This is a genomic window from Niallia sp. FSL W8-1348, assembly GCF_038006745.1.
Classification (GTDB): Bacteria; Bacillota; Bacilli; order Bacillales; family Cytobacillaceae; genus Niallia; species Niallia alba.
Genome location: NZ_JBBOVV010000001.1, coordinates 2,101,881 through 2,117,276, shown reverse-complemented (window position 1 = coordinate 2,117,276; position 15,396 = coordinate 2,101,881). Strand labels below are relative to the sequence as shown.

The 15,396-nt window shown below is 36.1% G+C and carries 19 protein-coding genes; 12 read left to right on the top strand and 7 right to left on the bottom strand.

Features of this window, described 5'->3' with window-relative positions; all coding sequences use genetic code 11:
* The first annotated feature begins 187 nt into the window (after nt 1-187).
* On the top strand, nt 188-1,057 hold the full coding sequence (locus tag NST60_RS10035; RefSeq protein ID WP_169187654.1) for an aminoglycoside 6-adenylyltransferase: 870 nt from the start codon (nt 188-190) through the stop codon (nt 1,055-1,057).
* A gap of 76 nt (nt 1,058-1,133) precedes the next feature.
* On the opposite strand, the gene NST60_RS10030 is transcribed toward NST60_RS10035, so the two are convergent.
* Nucleotides 1,134-1,610 carry a DsrE/DsrF/DrsH-like family protein gene (locus NST60_RS10030; protein WP_016201429.1) on the bottom strand — a complete coding sequence of 159 codons (477 nt, stop codon included), beginning with the start codon at nt 1,608-1,610 and terminating at the stop codon, nt 1,134-1,136.
* Nucleotides 1,611-1,728: 118 nt separating this feature from the next.
* Here NST60_RS10030 and NST60_RS10025 point away from each other — a divergent pair, with 118 nt between their 5' ends.
* From NST60_RS10025 to brnQ, 3 genes are all read left to right on the top strand, one after another.
* Nucleotides 1,729-2,217 (top strand): GNAT family N-acetyltransferase, encoded by a 489-nt coding sequence (locus tag NST60_RS10025; protein WP_101729121.1) that lies wholly within the window; start codon nt 1,729-1,731, stop codon nt 2,215-2,217.
* Nucleotides 2,214-2,759, top strand: coding sequence for a GNAT family N-acetyltransferase (locus tag NST60_RS10020; RefSeq protein ID WP_341098765.1), 546 nt, complete (start codon nt 2,214-2,216; stop codon nt 2,757-2,759). Before NST60_RS10025 ends, NST60_RS10020 begins: the two co-directional genes overlap by 4 nt.
* Nucleotides 2,760-2,860: 101 nt before the next feature.
* Nucleotides 2,861-4,189: a branched-chain amino acid transport system II carrier protein gene (gene brnQ / locus NST60_RS10015; protein WP_169187655.1), complete on the top strand. Its 1,329-nt coding sequence runs from the start codon at nt 2,861-2,863 to the stop codon at nt 4,187-4,189.
* A 59-nt stretch (nt 4,190-4,248) separates the two neighbouring features.
* Here the strand turns inward: brnQ and NST60_RS10010 are convergent, their stop codons facing one another.
* On the bottom strand, nt 4,249-4,587 hold the full coding sequence (locus NST60_RS10010; RefSeq protein ID WP_169187656.1) for a nuclear transport factor 2 family protein: 339 nt from the start codon (nt 4,585-4,587) through the stop codon (nt 4,249-4,251).
* Between the two features lie 88 nt (nt 4,588-4,675).
* Nucleotides 4,676-5,605, bottom strand: coding sequence for a helix-turn-helix transcriptional regulator (locus tag NST60_RS10005; RefSeq protein WP_169187657.1), 930 nt, complete (start codon nt 5,603-5,605; stop codon nt 4,676-4,678).
* A gap of 391 nt (nt 5,606-5,996) precedes the next feature.
* Between NST60_RS10005 and NST60_RS10000 the strand changes: the two genes are divergently transcribed.
* Nucleotides 5,997-6,596, top strand: coding sequence for a DNA-3-methyladenine glycosylase I (locus NST60_RS10000; RefSeq protein ID WP_224428285.1), 600 nt, complete (start codon nt 5,997-5,999; stop codon nt 6,594-6,596).
* A gap of 16 nt (nt 6,597-6,612) precedes the next feature.
* A complete protein-coding gene (locus NST60_RS09995) occupies nt 6,613-6,834 on the top strand; it encodes a hypothetical protein (RefSeq protein ID WP_205835557.1) in 222 nt (73 codons plus the stop codon).
* 218 nt (nt 6,835-7,052) lie between these two features.
* On the opposite strand, the gene NST60_RS09990 is transcribed toward NST60_RS09995, so the two are convergent.
* Nucleotides 7,053-8,015 carry an SDR family NAD(P)-dependent oxidoreductase gene (locus tag NST60_RS09990; RefSeq protein WP_169187658.1) on the bottom strand — a complete coding sequence of 321 codons (963 nt, stop codon included), beginning with the start codon at nt 8,013-8,015 and terminating at the stop codon, nt 7,053-7,055.
* Entirely contained in the window at nt 8,015-8,374 is a 360-nt protein-coding gene (locus NST60_RS09985) for a MerR family transcriptional regulator (RefSeq protein ID WP_169187659.1), read from the bottom strand. The genes NST60_RS09990 and NST60_RS09985 overlap by 1 nt, the downstream gene beginning before the upstream one ends.
* Nucleotides 8,375-8,844: 470 nt before the next feature.
* Here NST60_RS09985 and hflX point away from each other — a divergent pair, with 470 nt between their 5' ends.
* Entirely contained in the window at nt 8,845-10,101 is a 1,257-nt protein-coding gene (gene hflX / locus NST60_RS09980) for a GTPase HflX (RefSeq protein ID WP_169187660.1), read from the top strand.
* Between the two features lie 70 nt (nt 10,102-10,171).
* Here hflX and NST60_RS09975 read toward each other — a convergent pair whose 3' ends face one another.
* Nucleotides 10,172-11,299, bottom strand: a complete 1,128-nt coding sequence (locus NST60_RS09975) for a hypothetical protein (protein WP_224427570.1) — start codon at nt 11,297-11,299, stop codon at nt 10,172-10,174.
* Complete coding sequence (locus NST60_RS09970; RefSeq protein ID WP_169187662.1) at nt 11,289-11,816, bottom strand: sigma-70 family RNA polymerase sigma factor; 528 nt, start codon at nt 11,814-11,816, stop codon at nt 11,289-11,291. The genes NST60_RS09975 and NST60_RS09970 overlap by 11 nt, the downstream gene beginning before the upstream one ends.
* Before the next feature lie 293 nt (nt 11,817-12,109).
* Here NST60_RS09970 and NST60_RS09965 point away from each other — a divergent pair, with 293 nt between their 5' ends.
* The 5 genes from NST60_RS09965 (at nt 12,110) to NST60_RS09945 (ending at nt 15,395) form a co-directional block, all read left to right on the top strand.
* Nucleotides 12,110-13,015: an NAD(P)/FAD-dependent oxidoreductase gene (locus NST60_RS09965; RefSeq protein WP_169187663.1), complete on the top strand. Its 906-nt coding sequence runs from the start codon at nt 12,110-12,112 to the stop codon at nt 13,013-13,015.
* Nucleotides 13,016-13,181: 166 nt separating this feature from the next.
* On the top strand, nt 13,182-13,688 hold the full coding sequence (locus NST60_RS09960) for a GNAT family N-acetyltransferase (protein ID WP_169187664.1): 507 nt from the start codon (nt 13,182-13,184) through the stop codon (nt 13,686-13,688).
* Between the two features lie 175 nt (nt 13,689-13,863).
* Nucleotides 13,864-14,337 carry a GNAT family N-acetyltransferase gene (locus tag NST60_RS09955; RefSeq protein ID WP_224427569.1) on the top strand — a complete coding sequence of 158 codons (474 nt, stop codon included), beginning with the start codon at nt 13,864-13,866 and terminating at the stop codon, nt 14,335-14,337.
* A 124-nt stretch (nt 14,338-14,461) separates the two neighbouring features.
* The gene (locus tag NST60_RS09950) at nt 14,462-14,968 is read left to right on the top strand and encodes a GNAT family N-acetyltransferase (RefSeq protein ID WP_169187666.1); all 507 of its coding nucleotides are present in this window, start codon (nt 14,462-14,464) and stop codon (nt 14,966-14,968) included.
* A 61-nt stretch (nt 14,969-15,029) separates the two neighbouring features.
* Complete coding sequence (locus NST60_RS09945) at nt 15,030-15,395, top strand: YybH family protein (protein WP_224427568.1); 366 nt, start codon at nt 15,030-15,032, stop codon at nt 15,393-15,395.
* Nucleotide 15,396: the final 1 nt, after the last annotated feature.

Below are 15,396 nucleotides of genomic sequence, written 5' to 3'. Positions count from 1 at the left end.
TCTCTCAAGGAAGAAAGGTAGGAGCTCAACTGTCCGTAAAGGTCCGATTGGTTCAACTAACTATCAGTGGGGGAGGAGGGAAAACCACCACTGATGGAAGTTTCACTTTATATAACAAGATACTATTTGGATTCGTGTGCCGCCAATTATTAGAAAAAAACGATTAAACATAATTGGAGGAGATAAGATGCGAACAGAGCAACAGATGCTAGATTTAGTGTTAAAAGTAGCGAATGAGGATAATAGAGTGAGAGCTGTTTGTATGAATGGCTCAAGAACAAATCTGAATGTACCGAAAGATGCTTTTCAAGATTTCGATATTGTTTATATAGTAGATGATATGCAGTCATTTTTGGCTGAACCAGATTGGATTGATGTTTTTGGTGAAAAAATCATCATGCAAACACCAGAAGATTTCTCGCTTTTTCCAGCAGAGCTTGGTGGAAGATTCACCTATCTTATGTTATTTACAGATGGCAATCGGATAGATTTAATGCTTATTCCAATTGAAGAGAAGGAGAAATACTGTCAAGAGGATGGACTGACAATTGTTTTGTTCGATAAAGATGGTAGTCTTCCTTATGTGCCACCTAGTACAGATAAGGATTATTGGGTAAAAAAGCCGACAGCCGAACAGTTTGCTGATTGCTTTAATGAATTTTGGTGGGTCTCTACCTATGTAGTCAAAGGGTTATGGAGACAAGAGATCCTTTATGCGATTGACCATATGAATATTGTAAGAGCGATGCTGTTAAAAATGCTGGAATGGAAGGCTGGCATCGAAACAGATTTTTCACTTAGTGTAGGTAAAAACAGTAAGTATTTAAAGCGATATATGGATGAGCAAACGTGGCAGAAACTCATGGATACCTACCCGAGTGGAGAGTATAATCAAGTCTGGGAAGCGTTATTTTCGATGACAGCATTATTTGAGGAAACAGGATTAGAAGTCGGAAAGCAGTTGAGTTATCGTTATTCAATAAAAGAGGCAGAAAAGGTGAAAAGCTATTTAAAACATGTCCGTACGTTGCATCCTAATGCAACAGAGATATATTAAGGGTTTTTTGGGCGGTTCTTTTGCATCAGCAGATTAACCGCCCTTTTCACTCGCGTAGTAATGGGTGTCTTAATTTTTAAATAAAAAGCTGAATATCTGATTTCAAAGCATCCTCCAGATAGACCTTGGCATCGACAATTTCGACTTCTGGATAAAACTCTTCTTGCTTAAATCCGAGTATATCAACAGATAGTTTGCAGGCAAGAAACTTTACTTGTTTCTTTCGTGCACCTTTTAAGAAGGCTATCAATGGCGGGGCATCTTCATCTTCAAGCATTTCTTTCATCATTGCTTTACCTAGACCAGCATAATTCATTTTAGATAAAGGAAGTTGCTCAATGTCTTTGGGAGTGAGAGTACTAAACATTTTTTCATAGAGTGACTTGCCTTCCATATCGATTTTTTCTGGGTCTCTAAGCAATAAGAGCCCCCAAAAGGTGAAAAACATTGTTACTTCGATATTTATTTCCCGGGCACTATTGGCCAAGATTAAACCAGCCATTGCTTTATCATAATCACCACTGAACATTAACAAATTTAATCTTTTTTCCATTGAATAATCCCTTCTTTGTTTTAGAATATCCTTAGCTTTTTTTAAAATGATGTTTGATATGCGGACTTCACTAGATTGTCATAATTCCGGAACGGAAGATGAATAAACTATTAAGGGGATGATTAGGATGTTGTATCGAAAATTTACTGTAAATGATTTTGAGTTATATTTTCAGCTAGTATCTGATAAACGAGTGATGGCACAGATTACAGAGCGAGCCATTCCATTAGAAGAAGCAAAAGCGAACTTCGAGAAGTTAGTAACTCGCAATGAAAGGGATCATGTCTTTGGGTCATATGCCTTTTTTCAACCAGAAACAGAAGTGTTTATTGGGCTTGGGCATTTGACTTTAGACGAACAAAAGTCTGATGAGGCAGAACTTGGCTATATGCTTTTGCCAGAACAATGGGGAAAGGGATATGGCAGTACGATTGCGGGGATATTAATGTCATTAATGGAGCAAACAAATGTAAGGGTTATAAAAGCCATTATAGATCCGGCTAACAAGGCTTCGAGAAAAATATTAATGAATAAAGGCTTTTCTTCAGATTGGGTGGGGGAGATGGATGGCTTACCAGGAGAGATTTTGAAGAAGGAACTAAGATGATACCTATTACAATTAAAAGACCAACAATAGACGATGTTGATTTATTGCATGATTTTTTCAAGCTTGTAATAACGGATACCTTTCAGAAAGAAGGGATAAAAGATCAAACGGGGGATTTACTTGCCGAAATAGAAACGAAGAAACGTTATCTTGCAATCGATTTGGAAAGCAACGGGGAGGAACGGGATTTTTTAATTGCTAAACTAGAGGATTTAATAATTGGTACAATTGAATTCGGTCCTTCTAGTGCGCTTATTTGTCAATGTACCAACGATCAATTAAAAGATGTAAAGGAAGTAGGTACGATATTTGTACACCCACACTATCAACAAAGAGGCATTGGAAGTCTTCTATTGAAGGAAATTTATAAGGAGATGGATAAAAGAGGAGTAGAGGCATTCTGCTTAGATAGCGGTTATGTTCATGCACAGCTTGTTTGGAAAAAGAAGTTTGGAACTCCTGACTATATCTTTAAGGATTATTGGGATATAGGGTATGACCATATGATTTGGAAGTTAAGTATACGGGAAGTTAGGAAATAAGAAGGTTGTTTTTAGAATATTCATTAAAAAGTGGTTGAGAACTTTTGATGATTCCCGTATTATCTAATTTATATGCATTTTTATGAAGGAGTATTAGAACTATGCAATCAAGAATTTCTTTATCAACGTATGCTCTAATTGGGACGATGCTTTTCGGTATGTTTTTTGGAGCAGGCAATTTAATTTTTCCTATTCAGCTTGGACAGCTTGCTGGAACAAATTTCTGGCTTGCGCTAGCTGGTTTTTTAGTTACGGCAATTGGCCTTCCGTTTCTCGGGATATTAGCAATTGGATTATCAGGGAGTAATGGGGTACGTGAGCTTTCGAATCGGGTTCATCCAGTATTCGGCTTTCTATTTTCTCTCTTTCTTTACTTAACGATTGGCCCATTTTTTGCTATTCCACGCACAGCAACGGTTCCATTTGCTGTAGGGATTGAACCATATGTAGGGGATGGACATATCGCTCTATTTTTGGCTATTTTTAGTTTTCTTTTCTTTTTACTGGTTTACTATTTTTCATTAAATCCAGCAAAAATTATGGATGTGATAGGAAAATATTTAACGCCTGCTTTTTTACTGTTTTTATTTCTATTAATAATTATAAGCCTTGTTCGTCCAATGGGGAGTTTTCAAGAGCCGCAAGGAACTTATCTAAATAATGCTTTTATGACAGGGTTTAAAGAAGGATACAATACGATGGATGCTCTAGCATCTCTTGCTTTTGGGATTGTTGTTATTAATGCAATTAAAGCGAAAGGGATTAGTGATGTAAAAAGTATTGCTAAAACGACATGGAAATCAGGAATATTTGCTATGTTGTTAATGATGCTGATTTACGGATTTATCACATATATGGGGTCTTCAAGTGTACAAGCTGTGGGAATGTTTGAAAATGGCGGGCTCATCTTTGCAGCTGTTGCTAAACACTATTTTGGATCTTTCGGTGGAATTTTGCTCGCAATTATTATTGTACTTGCATGTTTAAAAACAAGCATAGGACTGATAACGTCTTGTAGTGAATTTTTTCATGAAGCATTTCCGAAGATTAGCTATAAAAGCTTTGTGTTTATCCTATGTGCAGTTTCTTTCTTATTTGCAAATCTAGGCTTAAACAAAATTATTCAATTTGCTGTACCTGTGCTTATGTTTTTATATCCTTTAGCAATTGTGCTTATCGTACTTGCACTTGTTTCTCCATTATTCAAAGGAAAGCAGAGTGTGTACTTAATGGCGATGGTATTAACGTTTTTTGTAAGTATACTGGATGGTTATCAGGCACTTGTTAAGAGTATGCCAGAAGCTAAGCTTATGTTCTTTAATCAGATTGGGGCATTTTACGAGAACATACTCCCATTTTACGATCTAGGATTAGGCTGGATAGTACCCGCACTTGTCGGTGCAGTGATTGGGTATTTTATTCATAAATAGGACGCAGAGGGGCGGTTCGCCTGCTTCCCTTTTTGGGGGGCGGAAGAACCGTCCTCTGCTTATTCTAAATCAGCTTCTAAATTTGCAATAAATCCAGAGGAGTTAAGGGTGAATTTAAATAGCCCGTTAATTTCTTCACCTGGGAAATTACCTGTGAATAAGACTTTCATGTCGATAATATTTTCAGATGTGGTATATGTTAATACTTTTGTTTGTGTTTGGTAATTGATGAAGTATGTTTCAAAGTAATGCTGAATTTCCTTTTTTCCAACGAGCGCTTTTCCTAATGAGTCTTCCTTGATAATAGCATCCTCAGAAAATGTTGCTAAGTATCCTTGAGTATCGTAGTTATTTGACACATTGATATAGTCAGATATGATTTGGGGAAGTTTATCCATAGTGTTGAAACCTCACTTTTCAAAATAGTATTTTGCTTTGTGTACATGGTCTACTTTAACCCCCAATACCTGACAACATTATGTCATATTAAGAGTTGGATTTTGTATTTGAATATAGATTGAGCATTTGTTGGATTCTATTCTTTAATTCTTTCCTTATGTCTGTAGGCTCAATAACCTCTAAATAGTTCCCGTAGGATAAGAGATAGCTGTACAGCCATTCTCCTTTCATATGAGAGATTGTTATGTGATAAAATCCATCTTTCTCGATTGTAATATGTTCTTCATCGAATTCGTCAAATATACGATAGCTAACCTCAGGGCTAACTCTTAGAACTAAATCGGCTCGTTCTTGATGGTCATCGTGGAATGGGGGAGAAAACGAAAGAGTTTCAACGTTATCCATTTGTTCTAAATGATCATCTGTTACTTCTATTTTTGACATACGATTAATCTTAAAAATTCGAGAAGCTGCTTTATCTAAACAGAAGGCTTCTAAATACCATGATTTGTCCTTAAATAATAATTTCGTAGGGAGAACTCGTCGGAAGCCTTTGTCTCCATTTGAATTTATATAGTGAAAAGAGATTATTTGACGATCTAATATAGCTTGTTTAAATAGAGAAAAATATTCCTTTTCTTTTGTGTCACTTCCCCAGGATGAAAAATCTACTTCAATCCATTTTGTATCACTTTTTTTAAATACATGACTCAGTTTCGTTAAGATCTCATCTATTTCTGGATAATTTGTAACAGATAGACTTTGGAGGGAAAATAAGATTTCATCTTGTTCTTTTTCTAAAAGAAGTGACTTGTTCAATATAAACTGGTCCATCAAGGTAATTCCTCCGCCTTTACCTTGGGTCGTATAGATAGGGATACCTGATTCAGTAAGTGTTTCAATGTCGCGGTAAATCGTTCGAACAGAAACTTCGAACTTTTCGGCTAATTCGTTTGCCGTTATGGATTTTTTTTCTAGTAAGATATATACAATTTGAAACAATCTACTTATTTTCATGTGTAAAAAGTCCTCTCCTTATCAATGTTATTAATTCAGTTAAAAATGTTTTATAAATATGACACGCTGTAGTCATATTATACTCACTATATTTGAAAGGTAAGTAAAATATAGTGAGTAGATAGGAAGGATCAAATAAAGGCGAAATTATAATTATCACAGGAGCTTCCAGCGGAATTGAGAAAGCTATAGCAATTGCTTTCAGAAAAGGGGGAAAAATCGTTCTTGCTGTAAGAAAAGAAGATTGTCTCCAAACGAATGTACCCCCTTTTCATTATTCAAAGAAAGGAGAAGAGGAATCAGAAGATGACATGATGTTGTCAGGTTAATTAGTTTATACTAAATTTATATTACTATTTGATGATTTCATGGAAAGAGGATGGGGAAATAGATGGAAACTAGATGTGCATGGGCAAATTCGAGTGATTTGATGCGAGAATATCATGATAAAGAGTGGTGTGTTCCAAGTAATAATGATCAATATTTGTTTGAAATGCTAGTACTTGAAGGAGCACAGGCTGGATTATCTTGGTCTATTGTATTAAAAAAGCGCGAGGCATATAGGAAGGCTTTTCATCATTTCGATTTAAAGTACTGTGCGAACCTGACAGAAATAGAAATGGAAAATATCCGAACCAATACGGAAGTTGTTAAACATCTGTTAAAGATTAAGTCAGTTAAAAGCAATGCAATAGCAATTATGGAAATTCAACGAGAATACGGCAGTTTTGCAAAATTTTTATGGTCCTATGTAGACGGAAAACCAATCATATCAAACTGGCAGTATGATAGCCAAATCCCGGCAGAAACCGATCTTTCAAAAAAAGTCAGCAAAGATTTGAAAAAAAGGGGCTTCAAATTCGTCGGTCCTGTAACCATCTATTCCTATCTGCAAGCAATTGGGGTAGTCAACGATCACATTACTAGTTGTGCTTTTCATGGGAATAAAGGGAAGCATGGGGACGGCTCTACTGATTCCCTTAATAATTGAAATCAAAGGGATCGTTATGAATAAAGAGAGCAAGGAAATAGATTTTACTGAAGCGCTGGAGCAAGCAAAATATATCCGTGGTTTATATAACCAGATGGAACAGTTAAGTATTGGAAGGAAATGGACAATGCAAGAAGATATGCTCGGGTTTTCAACAGATGTTGGTGTACTAGGACGCTTTAGTGATGGCAAGCAGTGGTACATGGGGGTATGCTGGAGACGAAAAGGAAGAACTTAAGCACAAGTTGTCCGGTGGATTATGGTATTAAGTAATCATCTAGATATTGATATAACAAAAGAATACCAAGCTTTTATAACCAAGCTCGATACAAACCTTACAAAGAGCATAAAGGAAGCGGAGGAAGGAAGCAGAGGGACGGTTCTACTGATCCCTCGCTTTTTTTGTTCACATACTAAGAAAAACGATCAAGGGAAGCGAAAGAACCGTCCCTATGATCACTTAAATAAATGAGGAGTTTCTTCCCATAACTTAAGTGCAGTTCCTTTATCTATAGCCCAAGGTTTGACGCCGACTCGATTTTGATTACTATCGTCTGTGGCTAAAGGAGCTAAATCTCCATTTTCGCAATAAACCCCGCCATATCCTGCTAATTGTGGGCTTGTTGCACACCAAACAATGGTTGCGGCACCTTCTTTTATTGTTTTATGTTCATTGTTATAGCTATCGTAACCACGTTCTCCGTTTTTATTGATTGCTCCCATTGCGGACAATTCTTCATCTGTTAAATTATGAGAAAGGTTTGTAACGATACTTCCTGGATGTACCGCGAAGGAGCGGATATTGTCTTTTTTATACAGTTCATCAAGAGCTACGCTAAATAATGAAACAGCTGTTTTGGATTGTCCATAAGCCACCCACTTATCATAAGGCGTGTGTGTAAAGTTAGGGTCCTCAAAATGAAAAGGAGAAAACCAGTGTGCTCTTGAGGTTAAATGGACAACTCTCGCTCCATTCGCTTGCTTTAGTTCGGGAAGCAACGCTTTTGTTAAAAAGTAATGGCCTAAATAATTTGTTGCTATTTGTAGTTCATTTCCCAAGCTATCATAGGATAGAGGAGTAGCCATGATTCCGGCACTATTAATTAGTATCTCTAATTTTTGATGATTTTTTTTGAACCATTGGCTGAATGAGTTTATGGAATCCCTGTTGCTTAAATCAAATGAAGCAGGATAAAGCTCAATATTTGGAATTCCAGCTAAAGAAAGTTTAGCCTTACCTGGATTTCTTACTGGAATAACAATTGTTACCCCGGCATTTGCTAATGTTTTCGTTGTTTCTAAACCAAGGCCAGCTGCTCCACCAGTAATAATGACCGTTTTACCTGTTAAATCTATATTTTCAATTACTTCATCTGTCGTTGTTCTTGCTGAATTTCCTGTTAGTAATGGTTGTTGCATTATTTTCCGCCACCTTTGAGGGTACTAAAGTGAGAAATTTTGTATTGCACCTTTTCTAAAATTTGCTGGCGTTTGGCTAATTCCGCTTTCATTTTTTCTGCATGTTCCTGTAAAATACTATAACATTGCTGGTTATCGTTTTCTTTATAAGCATCTACATACTTTTTAATTTGTTCCAACGGCATATCGGTATCTTTTAAATTAACAATAAATCCTAAATATTGAACGATATTGTCATCATATACTTTGTAGCCTCTGTCATTTTTCATGGGGGCATCAATGAGTCCCAATTTTTCATAATAACGAATAGTAGGAATCGATAAGCCAACAAGCTTAGCAACTTCTGATACTTGATACATTTTCTCACCTCGTATTTTAGACGATACAACATGAAGTTAACTTTATGTCAAGGGGAAGCGTGGGGACGGTTTTACTGCTTCCGAATCATTTCCATTTATGGTATAATAAAATTAATTAGATGAATGGAGGGTTGCTTTAAGATGTGGAATTCTATCTCGATTTTATACTTTATGTAACTAATTTTATAGTACTTAAAGGCTCTGCCTGTGTGTAGAGTAATCGGGATTAGTCTGCCTATTTTTAATTTAACCTTTCATTAACGTTATTAATAATGATGTGGTGTAAAAAGGGAGAGAAATGTGCTCTCTTTTTATTTATTAAAATTGAATAATATTTTTCTCTAGATACCCAATTTTTATGAATTTAGGGTTTTTTCTGGATAAATGTTATTCCTTTTCCTTCTTCCGATTACTTAACACGCAGGCGGCCACCTGTGTGTTTTTTTATGAACAGAATGGAGGAATAGTAAATGGCAGAAAGACAAAAGGCGATAATAGTAGGCGTTCATTATGATCAGAAAGAAGATTTTTCGAATTCGATGGAAGAGCTAGCTCAATTAGCTGAGGCTTGTGATATAGAGGTAGTTGGGGAAGTAACACAGAAGTTGGATCGGGTTCATTCTGCCCATTATATTGGAAAAGGGAAGCTTCAGGAATTAACAGCTTTACTTGCTGAAAAGGATGTGCAAACAGTTCTTTTTAATGATGAGTTGTCTCCATCACAAGTTCGAAATTTGGAAGAAGCTACAAATTGTAAAATCATTGACAGAACGGTATTAATTTTAGATATTTTTGCTCAAAGAGCGAAGACAAAAGAAGCTATGCTACAGGTTGAAATTGCAAAATTGCAGTATATGCTACCTCGATTAGCGGGTTTAGGCGAATCATTAGGACGCCAAGGCGGTGGATCTGGACTAATAAATAGAGGGTCTGGGGAAACAAAGCTAGAGTTGGATCGAAGACGTATTGAGGACAGAATCAGTCGTCTGCATAAAGAATTGGATACGCTTGTTGTCCAACGTAAGAATCAACGGAAAATGCGGAAAAAGAAAGAAATGCCAAGTATAGCACTAGTTGGCTATACGAACGCTGGTAAATCTACTTTAATGAATGTGCTGATTGAAAAATTTCACGCTGCGACAGAAAAAAAGGTTTTTGAAAAGAATATGTTGTTTGCAACATTGGAAACATCTGTGCGAAATATAACATTGCCAAATAATAAGTCCTTTTTATTAACAGATACTGTTGGATTCATCAGTAAATTGCCACACCAATTAGTAAAAGCATTTCGATCTACCTTAGAGGAAGTGGCTGAAGCTGATTTACTCATTCATGTCGTAGACTTCTCCAATCCGAATTATAAGGAGCAAATAAACGTAACCAAGCAAACATTAAAAGAGCTAGGGGCAGAAAATATCCCTACTATTTATGCTTTTAATAAAGTCGATTTAGTAATGGAAGAAGTTTCAATGGCAGGAACAGATACAGTATACCTTTCTGCAAAAAAACAAATGGGAATAGATGAATTGATTGGAGTTATTACGGAAAATGTTTTTAAACAATATATTTCCTGCGAAATGAACATCCCTTACGATAAAGGAAATATCCTGTCTTATTTAAAAGAAAGGGCAAATATCCTTTCAACCGAATACAAAAACGAGGGAGTATATCTATCTATCGAATGCAAAGAAGAAGACTATAACCGCTATAGGGAATACGTAATGTAAGTGCGCAGAGGGACGGTTCTACTGCTTCCGCTATTTTGAAAAGGGAAGCGAAAGAACCGTCCCTCTGCTTTCATTCTACATCCTGTATATACATCGAAAAATCTGCTGACTCTCCGTTTACTATTAAGGCTCCATCATCGGTGAAGCGGGGCATGACTAAGCGTTCTTTTATTTTATTGAAAGTGGGAAGTTCCTCCAAATTTTCATTCTCTAATCGATATAGTTTTACTGTATCGGTATTTTTGTCCACTATACTTAGTGCAAGGTAATTTTTATATACTGCATAATTATTAAAGGGGGGAGTCTCTATTTTGTGAAAAGTGCCATCGGTGAGATCGATATAGCCTAAAATAGGTGAATTTTCATCCTCATTTGAAAATGCAGCATATATTTTATTGTTCATTAAGATAACATTTTCTGCCGCTTTATAAGGAGCTCCATATTTTCCAATTTGTTTTAGAGTGGTTAGATCATAGACGTAAAATTCAGTTGTATTTCCGTTATTTGATTTAAACTGTTCAGGTATAACAAGTAAATTATCATATAAACCGGCTTTGCTGTTTCTGCCTATTCCGGTGAAATCATGAAGGTTAGTTTCCTCCATTGTTATTAAATTTAACTGCTTATAACCCGAAGCATCATTATAAATTAACATATCCTCTTGGAGTTGAATATCCCCCAGAACGGTCTTTTTCTGTTCTTTCTGCAATGTTGTCTCTCGATTTAAAATATAGATATTATTGTTTTTTTCTCCCCAAATAAGCCAATTTTTATTTGCAGCCAGTGTATAAATATCAATATTCTCACTAGACTCAATAAGTACTTCCCGTGAGTGAGACGTAAGGGAATAAGAATATATCGTTTTTTTATCTGCGTAAATTAATTCGTTTGTATCTTTTATAAAGATAGAATGAATGAAAGAAGAATAATCACCATTTGGAATAGTTACTTTTTCCAATGGTAAATTAAAAGAAGATCTTGTTGAAAACCAATTGGATAGCGACGGACCAATTAAAATAATGAGAAGGCTAATAATGGCAAGTGTGCTGAATATGGGACGAAATAATCGTTTTTTCGGATGAATGGTACTTTGTAACTGCTGATTTGCTTTTCGTAAAATTCTTTGTTTATTTTCTTCGGAAAGGGTGATATCAGCTGGGATTGATTCATCTAATAATTGTTTAATGTTATTTGGCACGATCTATTTCCTCCTCACTTATGGTTAATTGCGCTTTTTTCCGTCCTCTCGCTAGTCTTGTTTTAACAGTGTTGCTGGAACAGTTTAATATCTCGCTAATTTCTTTTATAGATAATTCAGCATAGTAATATAACCATATGACTTCCTTGTATTTAGCTGGAAGTTTATTAAGCAATGCGGCAAGATAATGCTTATCTTCTTGTTTTAAATAGGCTTCTTCTGGTGTCTCCTTATAGATTAGAAAAGTGCTAGCAAGCTTGGAAACTTCTATTTTTCGAAAGGCCCAGCTTTTAAAATAATTTCGGCACTCATTTACAGTCATACGATATAAATACGTTTTAACACTAGATCGACCCTCAAATTGTTCGAGATGTAAGTAATAACGGATAAATACTTCTTGCACAATGTCCTCTGCTTTTTCTTTGTCTTTCACAAGGGCATAGGCAAGTCGGGTTAAATAATGGCCATATACATCCATCGCGTTTGTGAGCAATTTATCTCTTTCATGCTTTTCCACATTTCCCTCTCCTTTCTACCTATTGTTTAGACAAAGCAAACAGAAGAACGGTTTCTATTTTATAAAAATTTTATCCCACTCTTAACAGGCAGTAAGACTCTCCCCTCAAGCTTATGAGTATACGAGGAAGATAGGTGGGAGATCAACTGTCCGTAAAGGTCCGATTGGTTCAACTAACCATCAGTGGGGGAGGAAGGAAAATCCCCACTGATGGAAGTTTCACTTTATTCTAGCACTACAAAGTAAACAATGTTCATATAATTTAAATGGAAGCAAAAAGGGGGCCAATTGAGATGAATGTTTATGATTGTGTGGTTATAGGGGCTGGTCCAGCGGGAATGAGTGCGGCGCTTATGTTAGGGAGGGCAAGAAGAACGGTTGCTGTATTTGATGATGGGACGAACAGGAATAGAGTAACCCATGAATCACATGGTTTTCTTACGAGAGATGGGATAAGTCCTCAAATGTTTAAAGATTTAGGTATAAATGATCTGATGAAATACCCAAGTATTTCTTACCATAGAGCTACAATAACGAAAATCGAAAAGGTAAAAGCAGGAGGAGCTTTTCTTGTTAAAACAAAGAATCACGAAGAATACTTAACGGAGAAAATCATTTTAGCAACTGGAGTTCAAGAGGTAATCCCGATTCCAAATGTGAGACAATATTATGGAAAAAGCCTATTTAGTTGTCCGTACTGTGATGGGTGGGAACTAAGGGATCAAGCCCTTATTCTCATTGTCCATACCGAAGCGCAAATCTTACATATGGGGAAATTAGTTTATAATTGGTCAAAGGATTTAGTGATAACAACTAATGGAGCAGCTGTTTCAGCAGAGACTAAGGGGGCTTTTCAAAAGCGAAATATCCCAATTATCACAGAACCGATAAAAGGCATAATTGGAGAAAATGGATTCCTTCAACAAATCGAGTTTAGATCAGGAAGGAAAATGGCACGAACTGGTGGTTTTGTTGTTCCCTCTTATTACCGTTCCAATCAGTTTGTGGAACACCTTGGATTAGAAGTTCATCCTAATGGGGCAATAGTAACGGATGGATCCGGCCGCACAACAGTCAAAAATATTTATGTGGCAGGAGAAGTGGAAAAGGTAGCTTCATCCTCTATTCTCCTGTCCGCTGCAGATGGAAGTAAGACTGCTATAGCGGTGAATACAGACTTAATGCTGGAACGATTTTAAAGGAATTAAAGGGGTGGTTCTTGTGCTTCTATTCTTTCTAGTAGAGAAAAGGGAAGCACAAGAACCGTCCCCATGATTCCCTACTAGTTTAGAAAAAACATCGCTTAGAAGAACTGTAATGGTAGAATAGATTCAAGTAATATAAACGGCAAGAGGTGGAATGAAAATGCGATTTATCATGGCAAGTGCCTATATGTTAGAGGAAGTTAATGAGATTTATTTAAAATGTAGAGAAAATTTAATAAAGCAAAATATCTTTCAGTGGGACGATCAATATCCAAATATTGAATATTTTCAAGTGTGCATAGATAATAAAGTATTATTCGTTTTATTAAAAGAAGACAGGATAGTTGGACATGTTGTATTAAATGAATGGCAAACAGGGGAGTGGGAGGTTATTCAGTGGAAGCGAAATAAGCCTTTGATTATTCATTCTTTCATGATTGATCCCAGTTATCAAGGAAAAGGGATCGGTTCTACGTTTGTACAATATATGGAAGAATATGCCCTTGCCCAAGGATATGATAGCATCCGATTAGATTCATTTTCAGGAAACCTTCAAGCTTTAAATTTATATAAAAAGCGTGACTATGTGGAAAGAGGAGAGATTTTCTATAAATCTAAGCCGGAAGGACATCGCAAATACCTTTGTATGGAGAAGGAACTAATATGAATATGACCTCTATTAACGAAACCAATTGTGAAAAAGTACAGCTATTTTTTCAATCTCAGTGGGGAAGCCCTGAGATAGATACCTTTCCATGGAAATGACGGAATTTCTATTAGAGATGAAATAGTACTTGTAAAGAAGTTATCGGATAAGCTACAAAAAATTTGAGGTGAGAAACTTGTCTATCGCATTAGCATTTTATGAAGAAAAATATAAACCAGAGCTGGAAAATTACCTTTTATCAGAGGAACAATTATATTATACGAGTACACCTCTTGATGCTCTAGAGAAATGTTTAGTGGAAGAGGATCGCCATCCGGTCGTTATCTTAAAAGATGGTATGGTTGCTGGCTTTTTTGTCCTTCATGGCTGGGACGGAGTAAAAGATTATAGTGAGAATAAAGGGGCGATTTTAATGCGGGCTTATTCTATTCAGCATTCTTATCAGGGGCAGGGAATTGGAAGGGAATCAATGGAGCAATTAATCCCTTTTGTGAAAGAACAATTTCCAGCTAAAAAGGAAGTAATCTTGGCTGTAAATGTGAAAAATACTCGAGCCCAATACGTATACCATAAAGCAGGATTTGATGATAATGGAAGAAGAGTAATGGGGCCAAAAGGAGAACTAATTATTTTTAGCAGAGAATTGTAAAAGGCCTGTTCCGATTTAAGCAGTCAAAATTAAATAATTACAATATGCAATAAATTAACTATTATGATAGAAGAAGTAGGAAAAAAGCAAGGAGACTGGTGTGAGATTAAGGAGGAAAGAGAGGATGAACGTAAAGCTTAGGCAGATTTCGGAGGATCATTGGGAAGAGGTAGCGAATATTTATAGGTTGGGGATTCAATCAAAGCAGGCAACATTTGAGACGAGTGTTCCAACTTGGGAGAAGTGGAGCAGCAGTAAAGATTTATCATCCAGCTTTGTTCTACTGGATGAAGACGCAGATAGAGTAATCGGTTGGACTGCTATCAGCAAAGTATCAAATCGCAGTGTATATCAAGGGGTAGGCGAGCATAGTCTTTATTTGCACCCAGATTATCAGCGAAAAGGATATGGGAAATTTTTATTGGTCAAATTAATCGAACATTCTGAATCAAGTGGTTATTGGACACTGCAATCAGGTATATTTCCAGAAAATATTGCAAGCATCCAGCTTCATAAAAGCTGCGGATTTAGAGAAGTTGGTATGCGTGAGAAAATTGGCAAGTTAGATGGAGTTTGGAGAGATGTTGTATTGATGGAAAGAAGAAGTGCGAATAAGAATTTTACTGAATAAGTTAGCTACATCTCAGAAAATATACCGAAAATAAAAAGCAGAAAGGGGAAGTTATTTTAAAATGAGCCCTATTAATCTATTAAAACAATATATTGACGCGACAAACACTCATAACTTCGAAAATGTTGAACGATTATTACATCCAAAAGCGGTATATTGGTTTACAGATAAAACATGTACAGGTATGGAAGAAATAAAAAAATATTTTGAGATTGCATGGGATACGATTAAGGAAGAAAAGTATTCAGCCGCAGATGTACAGTGGCTAGTTGTGGAGAATGACTCGGCAACATGTATTTACAATTATCATTATGAAGGATATTTTAAAGGGAAATTTATAAAAGGAAGTGGACGAGCAACAAATGTTTTTGTAAAAGATAGTGAACGAAATTGGAAAATTATTCATGAACACTTGAGTAGCATCTAAT

What these genes read in the sequence shown, in the direction of transcription:
- NST60_RS10005 (WP_169187657.1), bottom strand. Translation starts at nt 5,605, where the DNA reads ATGAAAATAAGTAGATTGTTTCAAATTGTATATATCTTACTAGAAAAA.
- NST60_RS09995 (WP_205835557.1), top strand. Translation starts at nt 6,613, where the DNA reads ATGAATAAAGAGAGCAAGGAAATAGATTTTACTGAAGCGCTGGAGCAA.
- NST60_RS10020 (WP_341098765.1), top strand. Translation starts at nt 2,214, where the DNA reads ATGATACCTATTACAATTAAAAGACCAACAATAGACGATGTTGATTTA.
- NST60_RS10000 (WP_224428285.1), top strand. Translation starts at nt 5,997, where the DNA reads ATGGAAACTAGATGTGCATGGGCAAATTCGAGTGATTTGATGCGAGAA.
- NST60_RS09960 (WP_169187664.1), top strand. Translation starts at nt 13,182, where the DNA reads ATGCGATTTATCATGGCAAGTGCCTATATGTTAGAGGAAGTTAATGAG.
- hflX (WP_169187660.1), top strand. Translation starts at nt 8,845, where the DNA reads ATGGCAGAAAGACAAAAGGCGATAATAGTAGGCGTTCATTATGATCAG.
- NST60_RS10030 (WP_016201429.1), bottom strand. Translation starts at nt 1,610, where the DNA reads ATGGAAAAAAGATTAAATTTGTTAATGTTCAGTGGTGATTATGATAAA.
- NST60_RS10035 (WP_169187654.1), top strand. Translation starts at nt 188, where the DNA reads ATGCGAACAGAGCAACAGATGCTAGATTTAGTGTTAAAAGTAGCGAAT.
- NST60_RS09950 (WP_169187666.1), top strand. Translation starts at nt 14,462, where the DNA reads ATGAACGTAAAGCTTAGGCAGATTTCGGAGGATCATTGGGAAGAGGTA.
- brnQ (WP_169187655.1), top strand. Translation starts at nt 2,861, where the DNA reads ATGCAATCAAGAATTTCTTTATCAACGTATGCTCTAATTGGGACGATG.
- NST60_RS09985 (WP_169187659.1), bottom strand. Translation starts at nt 8,374, where the DNA reads ATGTATCAAGTATCAGAAGTTGCTAAGCTTGTTGGCTTATCGATTCCT.
- NST60_RS09965 (WP_169187663.1), top strand. Translation starts at nt 12,110, where the DNA reads ATGAATGTTTATGATTGTGTGGTTATAGGGGCTGGTCCAGCGGGAATG.
- NST60_RS09945 (WP_224427568.1), top strand. Translation starts at nt 15,030, where the DNA reads ATGAGCCCTATTAATCTATTAAAACAATATATTGACGCGACAAACACT.
- NST60_RS09990 (WP_169187658.1), bottom strand. Translation starts at nt 8,015, where the DNA reads ATGCAACAACCATTACTAACAGGAAATTCAGCAAGAACAACGACAGAT.
- NST60_RS10025 (WP_101729121.1), top strand. Translation starts at nt 1,729, where the DNA reads ATGATTAGGATGTTGTATCGAAAATTTACTGTAAATGATTTTGAGTTA.
- NST60_RS10010 (WP_169187656.1), bottom strand. Translation starts at nt 4,587, where the DNA reads ATGGATAAACTTCCCCAAATCATATCTGACTATATCAATGTGTCAAAT.